Source organism: Mycobacterium heckeshornense (assembly GCF_016592155.1).
Taxonomy (GTDB): domain Bacteria; phylum Actinomycetota; class Actinomycetes; order Mycobacteriales; family Mycobacteriaceae; genus Mycobacterium; species Mycobacterium heckeshornense.
The window spans coordinates 3,888,398-3,905,928 of record NZ_AP024237.1 but is presented as its reverse complement, the minus strand read 5'-3'; the positions used below and the strand labels follow the sequence as shown (position 1 = coordinate 3,905,928).

The window sequence follows — 17,531 nt, the reverse complement described above, 5'->3', positions numbered from 1 at the left end:
GCTCCCGCTCGCCGCTCTACGTGCCCGGACCGATGCTGCGCGACGGACGGGTGCGCAAGTCATGCACGTATTCCGGTGGTGCACCGGCGATTTCGGCGGCATCGGCCATCACGCCCAGGTAATGCGCTGACGGCAATCCGCCCTCCCAGGCATCGAGCACATACAGCCATGCCAGGACGGGATCGGTTGTGGTGTCCGAGGATAAACGTTCCACGCGGCAGCGGATCTTCTTGTGGATACCGAGTTCGGAACCTTCCCACCGATCGAGGTTCCGCTCGTCGGCCGGGGTCACGTCGTAGAGGACGACGAACACCTTGGAGTCCGGGTCCTCCACGATTGTGGCCAGCGCCCCTTCCCAGCCGATGTCCTCGCCACCGAACGTCAACCGCCAACCGTGCAGCCAACCGGTGCCGGCCATCGGTGAGTGGGGTGCACGCTTTGCCATCTGCTCAGGGTCCATGTTCGACCCGTAGGCGGCGTAGAGCGGCACGGGGAAAGCTTAAACGGCGACCGCTCGTTCGGCGCCCATCCGACATCGTGGTTAGGTTGGGGCCGTGGCGACCCGCATTGTGATCCTCGGGGGAGGCCCGGCCGGCTACGAGGCGGCACTGGTCGCCGCGACGCGCGACGCCCAGGTCACCGTCGTCGACTCGGACGGCATCGGAGGGGCAGCCGTGCTGGCCGACTGCGTGCCGTCGAAGACGTTCATCGCTTCCACCGGGCTGCGCACCGAACTGCGGCGCGCCCCGCAGCTGGGCTTCGACATCGACATCGAGGACGCCAAGATCTCCCTGCCGGAAATCCACCAGCGGGTCAAGATGCTGGCCGCCGCGCAGTCCGCCGACATCACCCGGCAACTGCTGACCATGGGGGTCGAGGTGATCGCGGGCCGTGGCGAGCTGGTCGACGCCGCTCCCGGCCTGGCGCGTCACCGCATCAAGGTGACCGCCCCCGACGGTACGGCGGGCGAGCTTGACGCTGACGTCGTGCTGATCGCCACCGGCGCCAGCCCGCGCATCATGCCGTCCGCGCGCCCGGACGGCCAGCGGATCCTGACCTGGCGACAGCTCTACGACCTCGACTCACTGCCCGACCACCTGATCGTGGTCGGCTCCGGTGTCACCGGGGCCGAATTCGTCAACGCGTACACCGAGCTGGGGGTCACCGTCACCGTAGTGGCCAGCCGCGACCGCGTGCTGCCCTACGAAGACGCCGACGCCGCTTTGGTATTGGAGGAATCGTTCGCCGAACGCGGCGTCCGACTGGTCAAAAATGCACGCGCCCAATCGGTTACCCGCACCGATGACGGAGTGCTGGTCACCATGACCGACGGCCGCACCGTCGAGGGCAGCCACGCCCTGATGACCATCGGCTCGGCGCCCAACACCAGCGGGCTGGGTCTGGAACGGGTGGGCATCGAGCTCGGACGCGGCAGCTACCTGACCGTCGACCGCGTGTCGCGGACATCGGTTCCCGGAATCTACGCGGCGGGTGACTGCACCGGCCTGCTGCTGCTGGCGTCGGTGGCCGCGATGCAGGGCCGGATCGCGATGTATCACGCGCTCGGCGAGGCCGTCAGCCCGATCCGGCTGCGCACCGTCGCGGCGACGGTGTTTACCCGGCCCGAGATCGCCGCCGTCGGTGTTCCGCAGTCGCTGATCGACGACGGCCGGGTGTCGGCGCGAACGATCATGCTGCCGCTCAACACCAACGCCCGAGCCAAGATGTCCGGGCTGCGGCACGGGTTCGTCAAGGTGTTCTGCCGGCGGTCCACCGGCGTGGTGATCGGCGGGGTGGTGGTGGCACCGATCGCGTCGGAGTTGATCCTGCCGATCGCGGTGGCGGTGACCAACCGCGTTACGGTCGACGAGTTGGCGCAGACGCTGGCGGTTTATCCGTCGCTGTCGGGCTCGATCACCGAGGCCGCCCGACGGCTGATGGCCCACGACGATCTGGAGTAACGCCAGGTAGCCTTGGGAGCCAGCGTCCTACTGACGAGTAACCGAGGAGTCGTGTTCCGTGAGTGCACCGGCAAGCTGGCGCGGCTGGCCGGCTTCGGCCCTGGGCCCACAGCAGCGCGCGTCGGCGTGGGAACGACTTGGTGCCGAACAGTTCGACGTGGTGGTCATCGGTGGGGGTGTGGTCGGCTCCGGTTGCGCGCTGGACGCCGCCACCCGCGGGCTCAGGGTGGCGATGGTCGAGGCGCGTGATTTTGCCTCCGGCACCTCGAGTCGCTCGTCGAAGATGTTTCACGGGGGTCTGCGCTACCTCGAGCAACTCGAGTTCGGTCTGGTGCGCGAGGCGCTCTACGAGCGCGAGCTGTCACTGACCACCTTGGCTCCGCACCTTGTCAAGCCGTTGCCGTTTTTGTATCCGCTGACTAAGCGGTGGTGGGAACGTCCATACGTGGCTTTGGGCATGCTGCTCTACGACCAGCTGGGCGGTGCGAAATCGGTTCCACCGCAAAAGCATTTAACCCGTGCCGGCGCACTGCGGCTATGCCCGGGCCTCAAGCGCACCTCGCTGATCGGGGGTATCCGCTACTACGACACGGTGGTCGACGACGCCCGGCACACCCTCACCGTGGCCCGCACCGCCGCTCATTACGGCGCCGTGGTGCGGTCCTCGACCCAGGTGATCGCCTTGCTGCGCGAGGGTGACCGGGTGACCGGAGTGCGGGTGCGTGACTCCGAAGACGGGGCGGTGACCGACGTCCGCGGCCACGTCGTGGTCAACGCGACGGGGGTTTGGACGGACGAGATCCAGGCACTGTCCAAGCAGCGCGGGCGGTTTCAGATACGCGCCTCCAAAGGCGTGCACATCGTGGTGCCGCGTGACCGGATCGTCAGCGACGTCGCGATCATCCTGCGCACCGAGAAGTCGGTGATGTTCGTTATTCCGTGGGGCAGTCACTGGATTATCGGGACCACCGACACCGAGTGGAACCTCGACCTGGCGCATCCCGCGGCGACCAGAGCCGACATCGACTACATCCTCAGCACCGTCAACACCGTGTTGGCCACCCCGTTGACCCATGACGACATCGACGGCGTCTACGCCGGGTTGCGCCCGCTGCTGGCCGGGGAAAGCGACGAGACGTCCAAGCTGTCACGAGAGCATGCGGTCGCGGTCCCCACGCCAGGTCTGGTCTCCATCGCCGGCGGCAAGTACACCACCTACCGCGTCATGGCGATCGACGCGATAGACACAGCGGCACAATACATTCCGGCCCGGGTGGCGCCGTCGATCACCGAGAAGGTGCGCCTGCTGGGCGCCGACGGTTACTTCGCCTTGATCAACCAGGCCGAACATGTCGCCGACCTGCACGGGCTGCATCCCTATCGGGTGCGGCATCTGCTCGACCGGTACGGGTCGCTGATCAGCGAGGTGCTGGTGCTGGCCGAAGACCGCCGCGAGTTGCTGGACCCGATCACCACCGCGCCGGTCTACCTCAAGGTTGAAGCCGCCTATGCCGCCGCCGCCGAGGGTGCGCTGCACCTGGAGGACATCTTGGCCCGCCGAATGCGGATCTCCATCGAATACCCGCACCGCGGCGTGGACTGTGCCCGCGAGGTGGCCGAGGTCGTTGCGCCGATTCTGGGATGGACCCGACAAGACATCGACCGCGAGGTCGACACCTACAGGGCGCGGGTGGAGGCCGAGATCCTATCGCAGGCCCAGCCCGACGACGTGTCGGCGGACGCCTTGCGCGCCAGTGCTCCTGAGGCGCGGGCCGAGATCCTGGAACCGGTGCCGCTGAATTGACTTCGCGTGCACCGCTTCCTATTCGAAACGGTCTGGGCCCGGCACGGGTGCGGCTGCGCGGCGGGCCGGTGCTGGCCGAGCTGGCAGCTCGGTTCGGCCCGCGGGTCCGCGAGGTCCTCCATGCCGACGGCACACCCGTGGATGAGACGACGCTACTGCCGGCCGGTGCCTATGTATACCTGTATCGTGACCTGCCCGACGAGGTGCCCGTGCCGTTCGAAATCCCGGTGCTCTACCGCGACGACGACATCGTGGTGGTCGACAAGCCGCATTTTTTGGCCACCATGCCGCGTGGGCGGCACGTCGCCCAGACCGCGCTGGTGCGGCTGAGATGCGAACTCGGGTTGCCCGAGCTGAGTCCGGCTCACCGGCTGGACCGGTTGACCGCCGGAGTGCTGTTGTTCACCACACGTCGCGAGCTGCGCGGCGCATACCAGACGCTGTTCGCGCGTGGGCAGGTGCACAAGACCTATCTCGCGCGGGCCGCGGTCAAACCTGATCTGGTTCTGCCGCAGGTGGTGTGCAGCCGAATCATCAAGCGCCGCGGTCGTTTACAAGCTGTTGAGGAGCCGGGTGAGCCCAACGCCGAGACCCTGGTAGAGCTGGCTTCCGCTGACGGCTTGTATCGGTTGACGCCGCGAACCGGGCGCACCCACCAGCTGCGGGTGCACATGGCATCCCTCGGCTTGCCGATCCTTGGAGACCCGTTGTATCCCAACGTTATCGACGTGCCAATTGATGACTTCTCCGCGCCGCTGCAGTTGTTGGCGCAACGCATCGAATTCGAGGATCCGCTTAGCGGGGCTCGACGTGAATTCGCCAGCCGAAGGCAGCTGTCCCGTCACGCGGCCGCGTCCTGGTTTTCGGCGTCAACACCGCTCGACACCCGGACGGATTAGCGGCAGATCGCGCCCGCCAGCCAAACGCGTGGATCGCGACGGTCCCGGTGCCCGCGAGAACACCGCATCCCGGGGCGAGTTCCCGGGCCGGGTGATTACCGTGATCGCTTGACGTACGCGATCCTTGAAACGCCCGACGGTCGTCAGGCCCGGTAGTCGCATGTCGGCGAGGCTTCGTAGTGCTGCCATGTTATCTGCCCTCCGGTGATACCAGGCTTTTTCATTAAACGACGTCGACCCCGCCGATGGCGCGACTCCTCGGCCAGATGTGAGGAGGCCGCTGCCAGGCACGAAATGCGATCCAGGTCACTGGACTGCCGGTTCGTCAGCCCGGGTGCTTGGTGATGTCGGCAAGATACGTCCGCAGCTGCGGCCAGTTTTCACCGACAATTGAACGCCAGCGGCGTTCCACTTCGGTCAATGTTGCTCTGGTCAGCTCGGCCACCGCCATGCCCGCTGGAGTCAGGCGAATCCGCTTGGCGCGACGGTCATCTGGATCTCGAACGCGGGTCACCAGACCGTCGCGCTGCAGTCGGTCGAGGACGAAGTTCAGCGCTTGCTTGGAGATGTTGAGCCGGGCTGCGAGCGCGGTCGGTCGCGCGCTCCCCTGGGCGAGCAATATCAGCAGCGAGGCATCCAGCGGCTGGGCGGCGACTGACTCGCGGGCGTATGTGGCGGCCAGCTCTCGGACGAGCCGATGGCTCAAACGTGCGACGAGTGCGGTCAGCGGTAGGCCGTAGACATCCACTTCCGCACCGACCGGGGGGACCATCGAATCACGTCGCGGGCGGTGACCGCCGCCTGCCCGGGAACTCGGTCTCGACACCCCGACAATAGTAAAGTAACTTGACGAATGTGCGGCGACTTCTAAGAGTGACGGTGGTGGCGGTGGTCGGGCTTGTCGGATGTGCGCCGCCGCTCGCATGTGCGGCCCCAGATGACCGGCAGGCGACGTTCGACTTCGGTGGGCGGCCTCGGACTTATACGGTGCATGTACCACCGGGCCACCCGACGGGCCTGGTGCTGAATCTGCACGGCGGGGGCAGCACGGGAGTAGGACAGGAAAGGCTGACCCACTTCGATGCCGTCGCCGACGCGAACGGGTGGGTCGTCGCCTATCCCGATGGCGTCGACGAGAACTGGGCGGACGGGCGCGGGGCGTCCGAGCCCGATCGTCTCGGCATCGACGACGTCGGCTTCTTGACGGCTCTTGCGGACAAGCTGAGAAGCCAGTACGGCATCGATGCGACGCATGTCTTCGCGACCGGCATGTCGAATGGTGGGTTCATGGCCAATCGGTTGGCGTGCGACCGCGCGGACGTGTTCGCCGCAATTGCCCCGGTCTCCGGCACGCTCGGGACCAGCGTCCCGTGCACCCCGTCGCAACCGGTGGCGGTCCTGGAGGTCCACGGAACCGCGGATCCGATCGTCCCGTTCGGCGGCGGGACCATGCGGGGCCGCGGCGGCGTCAGCGACATCGTGTCGGCACCGGCGATGGTCGACCGATGGCGCGCGGCCGACGGGTGTGCGGGCTCCCCGTCACCGGAAACCATCCCCGGCAACGGCGACGGGACAGTCGTGCACAGGTTCACCTCCGCGCCGTGCGCCGCCGGAACTGCCGTGGTTTTCTATCAGGTCGACAACGGTGGGCACACCTGGCCCGGCGGGCCGCAATATCTGCCCAAGGCGATCATCGGGCCCACCACCCATGCGTTTGCCGCGTCGGAAACCATCGGCCAGTTTTTCGCGACCCACGCCCGCTAGCCAAGGCACCGGATGTCGTAGCGACCGGCGAATTGCCCGGCCGTGTCGGGACAGTGGACGGGTCGCAAACGGTAGTCAAACTCATCAATTCAGCGGCGAAGGCGCATGATTGCTACCGAGCGGTCTTGTTACCATGCCTCGTGGCTGCGACGGCATCATCTCATCTGTCTCCCGCTCAAAGGAATTAGGTTGAAATCCAATCGATTTGGTGCTGCGTTTAGTCTTCTGGGCGCAGTGATGTTGTCGGCGTGCGGTGGCCACGACAACGCCGCCGGGCACAGCGCAACGACGGGCACCTCCGCGGCGAAGGTGACGTGCGGGGGCAAGGCGACCCTGAAGGCCAGCGGCTCCACCGCCCAGGAAAACGCGATGACCCGCTTCGTCAAGGCTTACCAACAAAGCTGCCCGGGTCACTCGTTGGATTACACGGCCAACGGTTCCGGTGCTGGAATCAGCGAATTCATCGGCAAAAAAACGGATTTCGGGGGTTCCGACTCACCGCTGAGCAAGGACGAATACGCCAAAGCGGAGCAGCGGTGCGGCTCGCCGGCGTGGAACCTGCCGCTGGTGTTCGGCCCGATCGCCATCGTCTACAACATCGCCGGCGTGACGTCGCTGAACCTCGACGGCCCGACGCTGGCGCAAATCTTCAACGGCCAGATTACGACGTGGAACGATGCCGCGATCCAGGTGTTGAACTTGGGTGTCACCTTGCCCGCCGAGCCGATCCAGGTGATTTTCCGCAGCGACGAGTCCGGGACCACCGACAACTTTCAGAAATATCTCGATACCGCGTCCAACGGTACCTGGGGCAACGGTGCCGGAAAGAAGTTCAACGGCGGGGTTGGTGCGGGCGCCGGCGGCAGTGACGGCGTCGCTGCGGCCGTTAAAAGCACGGAAGGATCGATCACCTACGTTGAGTGGTCGTTCGCCCGGGCGCGGCGCTTGGCCACGGCCAGGATCGTCACGTCGGCCGGTCCGGACCCGGTGGCGATCGGCCCGGAGTCGGTGGGAAAGACGATCTCGGCCGCCTGGTTCACCAAAAAGGGCAACGACCTCGCCCTCGACACGATCTCGTTCTATCGGCCGAACCAGCCCGGCGCCTATCCGATCGTGCTGGCGACGTACGAGATTGTGTGCTCGAAGTATCCCGATCCGCAGGTGGCAACGGCCGTGAAGGCGTTCCTGCAGAGCAGCATTCACTCCGGTCAAAACGGCCTGGCCGACAACGGATATATCCCGATTCCAGCGGCGTTCGCGTCGCGATTGTCGACCGCGGTCGATGCCGTTTCCTGATCTGAGGTCATTTCGGCACCGATGCCTAATGTTCCAGGGCTTTTTTCGCCGTGGTCAACGCAATGTTCCAGGAGTTTTCCCGCGGAAGTCAGTGTTTGGCGTCATGCAGTTCATGACATTGCCCCCCGAGGTGACCTCTGCGTTGATCCACTCGGGGCCCGGTGCGCAATCCCTGGTCGAGGCTGCCACGGCGTGGCGGCAGCTCGCGGCCAAACTGGACGAGTTCGCCGAAAGCTACGTCGCCGTGGTCTCCTCGCTGACCGGGACCTGGTACGGTCCGTCCGCGACGGCGATGGTCCGGGCCGTCGACCCCTACCTGACCTGGCTGCGCACCACCGCACAGCAATGTCAGCGGGTCGCCTCTTCGGCCCAAACCGCGGCGGCGGCGTTCAATTCGGCGCGCGCGACCATGGTTTCGGTCGCACAGGTTGCCGCCAACCGCGCGCGGCTGGCACAGCTTCTGGCCACCAACGGCTTCGGGCGCAACCTCCCGGCGATCGCTGACAACGAATACCAATACCAGAGCATGTGGGCGAACAACTCGGCGGCCATGAGTCGTTATCAGGCGACCTCGGCACACGCCACCGCGCTGCCTGAGTTCACCTCGCCACCCTCGGTGAGCGATCCGACCGGGCTGGTCGCTCAAGCCGGGGTGGCGCCGACCGCTTCCACTGCTGCGGCGGCGTCCACTGCGGCGTCGCTGGCCAGCTTCGATCCGCAAAGCGGCTGGTTTGGATTGGCGAACACCTATGCCAACCAATTCATTTCGTCCGGATTTCCCATCAACCTGCTTAGCTATCTGGCGCAGAACACGTCGGCCCAGGCTCTCCAGACGGTGGGCAGCCAGATCGGCCAGGGCCTATCGGAGGGTGAGGCGGCTTTGGGACCACTGAGAGGGTCGGGTGCATTCGGCGCCGCCGGACTCTCGGCCGAGCCCACCGCGGCGATAGGCGTCGGCGTGTCGATGGGCAAGCTGACCGCGCCGCCCGCGGTCGTGGGGCTGTTGCCGGGTGCGCAATCACCGGTGCAACTGGCGTCAGCGGCATCACCGCTTGCATCGGGTGAACCCGGCTTGCCGATGCCGCCGATATTGCCACCGCCGATTTCGGCGGGCAGTGGCTGGCGCAAACGAAAGCAGCAGAAATACGAAGATCTCGAATACGGTTTGGAGATCAAAGGAGCAGTGATGCCCCGACCGCCGTCGGCGGGTTGAGCGACACCGCGGGCAGCTCAGAACTTGACGGGTACCGTCTACCCGGAATGCCGGGGGCAGAACGCGGCAACACTGACACCGACGAAAAACCCGGCATGGTAGTCGTCTAGATCGCTGTTTTTCATCACGTCGGATGCCACGTCGGTCTTCTGCCTGCCGAGGTCGAGTTCATCGCAGACCTCATGACCGGCGATGATGGCGGATTGCGCAGACACGAAATTGATTCCCTTCGACTTCAGCGCTGCCAGGAAATTGGTGTCGACGGCGTCGGCATATGCGCGCGGCGCCGACACTCCCGCGAGAAGCAGCGCGACAACCGGGCCGGCCACGAGCGACCCCACGGGGCCGGCCAAGCGCACGGGGATGGCCGTCACTGCCGAACCTTTCCGCCAACAGAAGTGCGAGTGTTGCCGATGGCACGCCAAGTCGCTGACAGTGCGATCTTGGCATGCCACAACCAGACTGGCGAACGCGAGGCGCCACGCAACCCTTTGCGCTCGATCGTTAACTTGATGGACATGCCCTAGGCGTTCAGCGTTGGCAGTACGGGCACCAGTAGGTCACCCGGCCGCCGGTGCTGTCGTATTCGACGGGGGTTGCGCAGCGACGGCACGGCTGCCCGGCACGTCCGTACACCCAAAGCCGGCGTCCGGGCCGAGTATCGCCGGTGGTGCAGCGGTTTGAACGAAATCTGTTGAACCACAACATCTCTCGAGCGCGCACGACCAGGCGCAGCGGGTCGGTGAGTCTGCCGACCGGCGCGGTGGGCAGATGTCCGCTGACGAAGCACAGTTCGTTGCAGTAGACGTTGCCGATGCCTGCCATCACCCGCTGGTCGAGCAGTGCCTCGGCAAGCGGCCGCTGGGAGTCGGCGGCGAGGTTGGCCGCGGCAATCTGCGGGTTCCAGTCGTCACCGAGCAGATCGGGTCCCAGCCGGGCCACCACGCTGGTGTCGTCGTTGCGGTTGAGGATTTCCAGCACGCCAAGATCGATGCCGAGAGCCCGGATTTCGCCGGCTTCCAGTATGATTCGGACCCGGTGATCGGCCCACAGCTGGCGGGTGGTCACCCGCCAGCTGCCGTCCATCTTCAGATGCGAATGGATGCTGACCTGTCCGACCCGGATGAACAGGTGCTTGCCGCGGCTGAGCGCCTCGTCGACAACCTGTCCGGTGAGGTCGACCGTGGCGAACTGCGGCACCCGGATATCGCAGCGCGTCAACCTGCGACCCGCCAGCGCCTGCCGCAGCGTGGCGGCGGTCCGAAAGACGGTGTCGCCCTCGGGCATTACCGCAGCCGCAGCCCACGCGGGGTGCGCGCAAACCCGGCGGCGGACAGTGCCGCGTGAATCGGCGACTCCCGCAACTCCAGCACCGGCACGCTGTTGACCCGCTCGACCAGGATCGAGTCGAGGCGCCGTGCGCCGACCAGATCCGCCAGCGCCGCCGCGGCCGCATGCTGGGTGTCGGGATCGTCGGTGAACGTTAGCAGCGATCGCCCGCCGCGCTCCAGGAACCAGGCCAGCTCGCCGTCCACCAGCACGACCAACGCCCCCGCCTTGCGGCCCGGTCGGCCGACCCCTTCGTCGTCCGAGGGCCGCGCCGCCGGCCAGGGCAGTGCCGCGCCGTAGGGATTGGCGGGGTCGGCGGCGGCTAGCACCACCGCCTGGTATTCGGGCCGCTCAGGGTCGACGTTGTCGAGGTAGCTGCGCAACCGGTCGACGGTCGAGGTGACCGCAAACTGGGCGCCGCCCAACGATTCCACGAAGTAGCCGCGTTGACAGCGGCCGGCGTCTTCGAACGCGGTCAGCACCTTGTACAGCGTGGCGAACCCGCCGGGCACTCCTTCGGCCGCGACCGCGCCCTTGGTCAGTACGCCGTGGCGGTTCAGCAGCAGTTCGGCCTGATGGTGTGCGCGCAACGTCGAATCCGGCTCCGGCGCGGGCAACGCCGACCACCGGCCGGTGACGGTAGGGTCGATGGCCCGGGTCTGGGCGTGGGCGACACTGTAGCGGCTCAGCCGCGGCGGTCGCCGGTGCCGGTGCGCCGGGGCGGCACGTTTACGAGTGCCCGGGCCACGGCTGAGCATCGCGCGCACCGGCGCGAACGTGTCGCCGGTGATCCAGCCCGCCCAAATCAATTCCCACAACGCTGTTTTCAGTTCTTCGTCACCGATGCCGTTGCCAAGCTGGCGGAAGAAGAACGCGCCGCCGCCGGCCAGGGTATCCAGGATTGCGCGGTGGGCGTCGTTGAACTCGACTGCGGCGCCCGGGCTCAACGTCAACGGCGCGGTATCGGCGGAATGGAAGGCGATCCAGCCATCGCTGCCCGAAATCGAGCCGGCGCCAGACCACATCACCTCGCCGGAGGCCAGCAGCTCGTCGAGCATCGCCGGTGAGTAGTCACGTACCCGCGGTGCCAGCACCAGCGGCTCGATCGCCGATGCGGGCATCCGTACGCCGGCGAGCTGATCGATGACGGCCAGCAACCCGTCGGGACCGGAATTGGTTTCGCTGCCCACCTGCTGCCAGGCCGGCAGGAACCGCGCATACGCCGCGGTGCTGACCGGCTCGACCTGGGCCCGCAACGCAGCCAGCGATCGGCGTCGCAGAATCCGCAACACCTCGGCGTCACACCACTGCTCGCCCGCGACGTCGGCGACGAAATCGCCGCGCACCAGGCGCCCGTCGGCGGCCAGCCGCCCCAGCACGTCGGCCGTCACGCGCAGACCCAAGCCGAACCGGGCGGCGGCTTCGGCGGTGGTAAACGGGGTACGGGTGCGCGCGTAGCGGCCGAGCAGCTCACCGAGCGGGTCGGCAACCGCCTCGGTGAAACTATCGGGCACGCCGACCGGCACCGCGACCCCGACTCCGTCGCGCAGCCGGCCGATGTCCTCGACAGCCACCCACCAGGTCCGCCCGGCGAACGACACCGTCAGCGCGCGTCTGGCGGCCCGCAGACCCTCCAGCCAGCCGCCCACATCTTTGCCGCCGGCCCGGGCGGCGACCTCTTCTTCGGTCAGCGGGCCCAGCAGCCGCAGCAGATCGGCAACCGCTTCGGCATCGCGGGCCATCCGGTCGGCCGACAGGTGCTGCAACTGGCGCCCGGTCGCGGCGATGACGTCGGGGTCCAGCAGCTCACGCAGTTCGACGCGGCCGAGCAGCTCGGCCAGCAGCGTGGTATCCAGCGACAGGGCCGCAGCCCGGCGCTCGGCCAGCGGGGCATCGCCCTCGTACATGAACGCGCCGACGTAGCCGAACAGCAGCGATGCCGCGAACGGTGACGGTGTGGCGGTCTCGGCCTCGACCACCCGGACCCGGCGGCCGGCGATGTCGGCCATCAGGGTGGTCAGGCCCGGCACGTCATAGACGTCCTGCAGGCATTCACGGATCGCTTCCAGCACGATCGGAAAGTCGGGGTATTTGCGGGCCACGTCGAGCAGTTGGGCGGCGCGCTGGCGTTGGTGCCACAGGGGCGAGCGGCGACCGGGGTGTCGCCGTGGCAGCAGCAATGCGCGGGCCGCGCATTCCCGAAAGCGCGAGGCGAACAGCGCCGAACCACCCACTTCGTCGGTGACGACCGGATCAATGTCGTCGGGGTCGAACACGAACAGCTCCGCACCCGGCGGTGTCGCGGCGGCATCGGCATCCGGCAGGCGCACCACGATGCCGTCGTCGGAAGCGGTCGGTTTCTCGTCGATCCCGTAGCGTTCCGCCAGGCGACGGCCCACGGCCAGCGCCAGCGGGCCATGTACCCGCAACCCGTACGGCGAGTGCAGGATCACCCGCCAGTCGCCGAGCTCGTCGCGGAACCGTTCCACCAGCAGGGTGGTGTCGGTGGGCACTGCGGCGGTGGCGCTGCGCTGGTCATCGAGCAGCCGCCACAGGTTTTCAGTTGCGTATTCGTTCAAACCCAGTGCAGCACAACGCTTTTTGAAAGCATTGCGGTCCAGTGCGGCCAGTTCGCCGGTGAACGCGCCGATCGCGCGGCCCAGCTCGGCCGGGCGACCGGTGTCGTCGCCGCGCCAGAACGGCAGCCGCGCCGGCTGCCCCGGGGCAGGGATCACCAGCACCCGGTCGTGGGTGATCTCGGTGATCCGCCAGCTGGTCGCACCCAGGGAGATGACGTCGCCCGGGCGGGACTCGTAGACCATCTCCTCATCGAGTTCGCCGACCCGCGATGGTTTTTCGGTTGCCAGCCACACGGTAAACAGCCCGCGGTCAGGGATCGCGCCGCCGGAGGTGACCGCCAGCCGCTGCGCGCCGGGCCGCGCGGTCAAAGTGCCGCTGTCGCGGTCGTAGACCAATCGTGGCCGCAGTTCGGCGAATTCGGTCGAGGGATACTTGCCGCAGAGCAGATCCAAGGTGGCCTCGAACGCGCTGCGCGGCAAGGTGGCGAACGACGCGCTGCGCCGCACAGTGTCGAACCAGCGGTCTGCGTCCAGCGGCTCGAGTGCAGCGGCTGCCACGGTGTGCTGCGCCAGGATGTCCAGCGGATTGGTGGGTATGCGCATCGCCTCGATTTCTCCGGCCAGCATGCGCTGGGCGGCCACCGCGCAGCCGATCAAGTCGGTGCGGTGCTTCGGGAACAGCGCGCCCTTCGAGATTTCGCCGACCTGGTGACCGGCCCGGCCGATGCGTTGTAGGCCGCTGGCCACCGACGGCGGCGCCGCGATCTGGATCACCAGATCGACCGCGCCCATGTCGATGCCCAGCTCCAGGCTCGAGGTCGCGACGACGGCTTTGAGTCGGCCGCGTTTGAGGTCCTCCTCGACCGCTGCGCGTTGCTCTTTGCTGACCGAACCATGATGGGCGCGGGCCAACAGCGTTGGGGCGCCGCAGGTTTGGCCGCTACCCAGCAATTGGGCCGGCGCGCCGCCGGCGACCTGCCGGTTGCGCCCGGTGTCGAGCTCGACTCCGGCGCGGTCAGCGTGAATCTCGTTGAGCCGGGCGGTAAGTCGTTCGGCGAGCCGCCGCGAGTTGGCGAACACGATTGTCGAGTTGTGCGACTCGATCAGGTCGACCAGGCGGGCCTCGACGTCGGGCCAGATGGTGTTGTCGGCGAGGTTGGCCATGTCGGGGACGGGCACCTGCACCGTGAGGTCGATGGTTTTCGCTGACGGCGGCGCGACGATCGTGGTCGGTCGCTGCCCCGAGAGGAACCGGGCAACCTCCTCGGCGGGCCGCACGGTTGCCGACAACCCGATGCGCTGCGCGGGGCGCGCCAGCAGCTCTTCGAGTCGCTCCAGCGACAGCGCCAGATGCGCCCCGCGTTTGGTGCCCGCGAGGGCGTGCACCTCGTCGACGATGACCGTTTGCACGTCAGTGAGCGTCTGGCGTGCCGCCGAGGTCAGCATCAAAAACAGCGACTCCGGTGTGGTGATCAGCACATCGGGCGGTTCGGCGATGAGCCGGCGACGACGCTCGGGCGGGGTGTCACCGGATCGAACGCCCACGCTGATCGGCGCCATCGGCCGACCTCGCCGCTGGGCGACCCGGGTGATACCGGCCAGCGGGGCGCGCAGGTTGCGCTCGACGTCGACGGCCAGCGCCTTCAGCGGCGACACGTAAAGCACCCGGGTGCCGGCGGGCCGTTGCGGCGCGCCGGCCAACCTGTCGATCGCCCACAGGAATGCGGCCAGCGTCTTACCGGATCCGGTCGGCGCGATGACCAGCGTGTTGTGGCCGTCGGCAATTGCCGACCAGGCGCCGGCCTGGGCTGGGGTCGGCGCGGTAAAGGTGTTGGCGAACCACTCCCGTGTCGGGGCGGAAAAGCGAGCCAGCGATGCGGCGCTCACCTTGTCATCGTGCCAACCCGCAGCGACAAGTGCCGTCGCATTCCGGTGCGGGGCCGTGTGCTCGACATTCGTCGCCCTCCCGGGCGTTCACACCGTGGGGAAGTTCGTCATTCTTCACGCTGCCAATACCGCAGCGCGCCGAGCGGCTCTTTACCGCCGCGTTGCTGGGGTGAGCGCGGTTAGCGCTTGTCTGCGGCCACGGCATCGGCCAGTTCGGGCGGAATGCCCGGCACCCGCCCGATCGCGTCGAGCAAGGCATGTGCGCAAGTGTCGCCGAGGTAGCCGGCGTCCAGCGAGGGATCCATGATGCGCTGGCGGCACATCTCGAAGGTGAACGACAGCCACCCGTACACCGTCGCCCGAAGGTTGCGCTCGACTTCTGCATCCAGACCGTCTTCCAGGCCGCCCGGCACCAACGCTTTGGCGGCGGCTATGACGCGCTCCATCTGACGCTTCTTCGCGTCGTCGTCAATTTGCACCAGCACCGGGTCATAACGACCTGCCCGCACGTATACAGCCCAGGCTGCGTGCGGATGGCGCTGGTGGTAGTCGACATACGCCAGCACACCGGCGCGCACCCGCTCGAACAGGGTGATCCCCGGGTTCGGCGGATCGGCCGTCGCCTCTAACAGCCGCTCGGCCTCGTATTTGACGACCGCGGCAAAGAATGCCCGTTTGTCGGGGAAGTAGTGGTACATCAGCGCCCGCGACACCCCGGCCCGCTCGGCGACCTCGTCGATGCGGACCTCGTCGTAGGGGCGTTGGCCGAACACCTCGGCGCCCAGTGCCAGCAACTCGGCGCGCCGGTCCTCGGGGGACAGTCGCCGCCGTGTCGCTTGCATGCCCCGATGCTACGGGCAAACGATTCAACAGGCGTCTAACTGGACCTATGAGGAAGTTATGAGGCGATCAATTCCCGCGAGTAGCCGGTCCACACGGGTCAGCGTTGGTCGGGCGCGAGCGCGGCGGCCAGCGTGGAGGGAATGCCAGGGACTCGTGACACCGCGTCGAGCAGCGCGTGCGCGCAGGCGTCGGCGAGTTGGCCGGCGTCGGTCGACGGGTCGATGATCCGCTGCCGGCACACCTCGAAGGTGAACGCCAGCCAACCGTGCACCACCATCCGCAGGTTGCGTTCGACGTCGGGATCCAGTTGTTCGTCGGGACCCTCGATCTCCACGATCCGGCTCATGACGTGTTCGAGTTGACGGTTCTTGGCTTCATCGTCGATGCCGAGCAGTACCGGGTCGGATCGGCCGATACCGACGTAGGCGGCCCACGCGGAGTGCGGGTGCTGTTGCTGGTACTCCATGTAGGCGAGCACACCCGTGCGCACCTCTTCGAACAGGGTCTGGCCCGGTAGCGGCAGGTGGCTGGTGGCCTCGATTAGCCGCTCGGCCTCGTATTTGACGACCGCGGCAAAGAATGCCCGTTTGTCGGGGAAGTAGTGGTACATCAGCGCCCGCGACACCCCGGCCCGCTCGGCGACCTCGTCGATGCGGACCTCGTCGTAGGGGCGTTGGCCGAACACCTCGGCGCCCAGTGCCAGCAACTCGGCGCGGCGGTCCTCGGGTGATAACCGCCGGCGCGTCGCTCGCATGTGACCGATGTTACTTGGACAACGCGGTTTGACCGGTGTTTGCCAGAACTTGGCACAATTTCGCGCTGGCAAATTGGTAGCCGCGCAAACTATCGGTGGAACACGACAGCGCCGGTTACCTTGGCGGGCCCGTCGAGAGCCCGCCAAACCATGTCGCGTCGCCACCCCGCGACGCTGGCACCGTCGCCAGCGCGTACACCTGCCAGCAGTCGGGCTGGCCGGTCAGCGAGCGCGCGACGATTGGCCCAGTGCGGTGGGCGTGTGCGGCTGTGGGCGCTAAGGGTTCGGCTCGTAATGTCCCGTCGCTTGGAATACAACCCGCCGGGCGATTTCCACCGCGTGATCGGCGAAGCGTTCGTAGAACCGGCCCAACAGCGTGACATCGACGGCGGTGCCGACGCCGTGGGCCCATGCCCGGTCCATCAGCACCGCCAGGAGTTGGCGGTGCAGTTCGTCCATCGCATCGTCGTCGTGCCGAATCCGGGCTGCTTGTCTGGGGTCGCGCGACAACAACACGTCGCGTGCGCCATCGCTGAGCGCCACCGCAAATGCACCCATGTCTGCGATGTGTCCGCTAACTTCCGCGGGCACGGCGTGACGCGGATGGCGCCGGCGGGCGATCTTGGCCACGTGCACCGCCAGGCCGCCCATCCGCTCGACGTTGGCCCCGATCTGGATGGCGGTCACCACGGCCCGCAGGTCGGCAGCGACCGGCGACTGCCGCGCGAGCAAGACGAATGCTGTCTGGTCTACCCGGGCACACTCGGCGGCGATACCTTCGTGATCGGCGATGACGCTTTCGGCGAGGCCGACGTCTGCCTGGAGGAGCGCCGCCGTGGCGCGTCTCATCGCCTGGCCGCTCGAAGCGCACAACTGCGCCAGACGCCCTTGCAGCGCTGACAGCTGCTCGTGAAACGAGCGTCTCATCTTTGAGGATTGGCTGGCCCAGCCCGGGATAAACGTCACCGCCGCCATTTAGGCTACGCGCACAAGCACGCTCGGGGGCGAGCGTGCGGTCGGCGGCAGGCGCGATCGGCGATGCGGTTGCGACGACGTTCGGCGCCGACCCTGCGCGCAGGCTGGCGAAGGGCCTGCAACCGCGCAAGTCCCGCATCGAAACCGGCACCCAGCCCGCCGACGCCTACCGCAGCGAAGGACTCCGTTTGTCGAGCCGGCTCATGGGCTACCCCATCGTGGATTCC

Annotated in this window: 14 protein-coding genes; 6 read left to right on the top strand and 8 right to left on the bottom strand. The window is 67.2% G+C overall.

The window, feature by feature from the left end; all coding sequences use genetic code 11:
• Positions 1–16: 16 nt before the first annotated feature.
• On the bottom strand, positions 17–490 hold the full coding sequence (locus tag MHEC_RS18825; RefSeq protein WP_048891857.1) for a gamma-glutamylcyclotransferase: 474 nt from the start codon (positions 488–490) through the stop codon (positions 17–19).
• Between the two features lie 64 nt (positions 491–554).
• Between MHEC_RS18825 and MHEC_RS18820 the strand changes: the two genes are divergently transcribed.
• The 3 genes from MHEC_RS18820 to MHEC_RS18810 are packed head-to-tail and all read left to right on the top strand — an operon-like array spanning position 555 to position 4,664.
• Positions 555–1,961, top strand: coding sequence for an NAD(P)H-quinone dehydrogenase (locus MHEC_RS18820; protein ID WP_048891858.1), 1,407 nt, complete (start codon positions 555–557; stop codon positions 1,959–1,961).
• Positions 1,962–2,019: 58 nt separating this feature from the next.
• Entirely contained in the window at positions 2,020–3,765 is a 1,746-nt protein-coding gene (locus MHEC_RS18815) for a glycerol-3-phosphate dehydrogenase/oxidase (RefSeq protein WP_048891859.1), read from the top strand.
• 20 nt (positions 3,766–3,785) lie between these two features.
• Entirely contained in the window at positions 3,786–4,664 is an 879-nt protein-coding gene (locus MHEC_RS18810; RefSeq protein ID WP_048891899.1) for a pseudouridine synthase, read from the top strand.
• A 325-nt stretch (positions 4,665–4,989) separates the two neighbouring features.
• Here MHEC_RS18810 and MHEC_RS18805 read toward each other — a convergent pair whose 3' ends face one another.
• Entirely contained in the window at positions 4,990–5,436 is a 447-nt protein-coding gene (locus MHEC_RS18805; protein WP_048891860.1) for a MarR family winged helix-turn-helix transcriptional regulator, read from the bottom strand.
• Positions 5,437–5,519: 83 nt separating this feature from the next.
• Between MHEC_RS18805 and MHEC_RS18800 the strand changes: the two genes are divergently transcribed.
• From MHEC_RS18800 to MHEC_RS18790, 3 genes are all read left to right on the top strand, one after another.
• The gene (locus MHEC_RS18800) at positions 5,520–6,428 is read left to right on the top strand and encodes an extracellular catalytic domain type 1 short-chain-length polyhydroxyalkanoate depolymerase (RefSeq protein WP_082169893.1); all 909 of its coding nucleotides are present in this window, start codon (positions 5,520–5,522) and stop codon (positions 6,426–6,428) included.
• A 189-nt stretch (positions 6,429–6,617) separates the two neighbouring features.
• Positions 6,618–7,724, top strand: a complete 1,107-nt coding sequence (pstS, locus tag MHEC_RS18795; protein WP_048891861.1) for a phosphate ABC transporter substrate-binding protein PstS — start codon at positions 6,618–6,620, stop codon at positions 7,722–7,724.
• 103 nt (positions 7,725–7,827) lie between these two features.
• A complete protein-coding gene (locus tag MHEC_RS18790) occupies positions 7,828–8,937 on the top strand; it encodes a PPE family protein (protein WP_048891901.1) in 1,110 nt (369 codons plus the stop codon).
• A 38-nt stretch (positions 8,938–8,975) separates the two neighbouring features.
• Here MHEC_RS18790 and MHEC_RS18785 read toward each other — a convergent pair whose 3' ends face one another.
• The 6 genes from MHEC_RS18785 to phoU form a co-directional block, all read right to left on the bottom strand.
• A complete protein-coding gene (locus MHEC_RS18785) occupies positions 8,976–9,311 on the bottom strand; it encodes a DUF732 domain-containing protein (RefSeq protein WP_071700162.1) in 336 nt (111 codons plus the stop codon).
• Between the two features lie 157 nt (positions 9,312–9,468).
• Positions 9,469–10,224, bottom strand: a complete 756-nt coding sequence (gene nei2, locus MHEC_RS18780; protein ID WP_048891862.1) for an endonuclease VIII Nei2 — start codon at positions 10,222–10,224, stop codon at positions 9,469–9,471.
• Positions 10,224–14,732: an ATP-dependent helicase gene (locus tag MHEC_RS18775; RefSeq protein ID WP_071700163.1), complete on the bottom strand. Its 4,509-nt coding sequence runs from the start codon at positions 14,730–14,732 to the stop codon at positions 10,224–10,226. Before MHEC_RS18775 ends, nei2 begins: the two co-directional genes overlap by 1 nt.
• Before the next feature lie 179 nt (positions 14,733–14,911).
• On the bottom strand, positions 14,912–15,574 hold the full coding sequence (locus tag MHEC_RS18770; protein ID WP_048891864.1) for a TetR/AcrR family transcriptional regulator: 663 nt from the start codon (positions 15,572–15,574) through the stop codon (positions 14,912–14,914).
• Positions 15,575–15,672: 98 nt separating this feature from the next.
• Positions 15,673–16,329 carry a TetR/AcrR family transcriptional regulator gene (locus tag MHEC_RS18765; protein ID WP_048891865.1) on the bottom strand — a complete coding sequence of 219 codons (657 nt, stop codon included), beginning with the start codon at positions 16,327–16,329 and terminating at the stop codon, positions 15,673–15,675.
• 276 nt (positions 16,330–16,605) lie between these two features.
• Complete coding sequence (phoU, locus tag MHEC_RS18760; RefSeq protein WP_048891866.1) at positions 16,606–17,256, bottom strand: phosphate signaling complex protein PhoU; 651 nt, start codon at positions 17,254–17,256, stop codon at positions 16,606–16,608.
• Between the last annotated feature and the right edge of the window lie 275 nt (positions 17,257–17,531).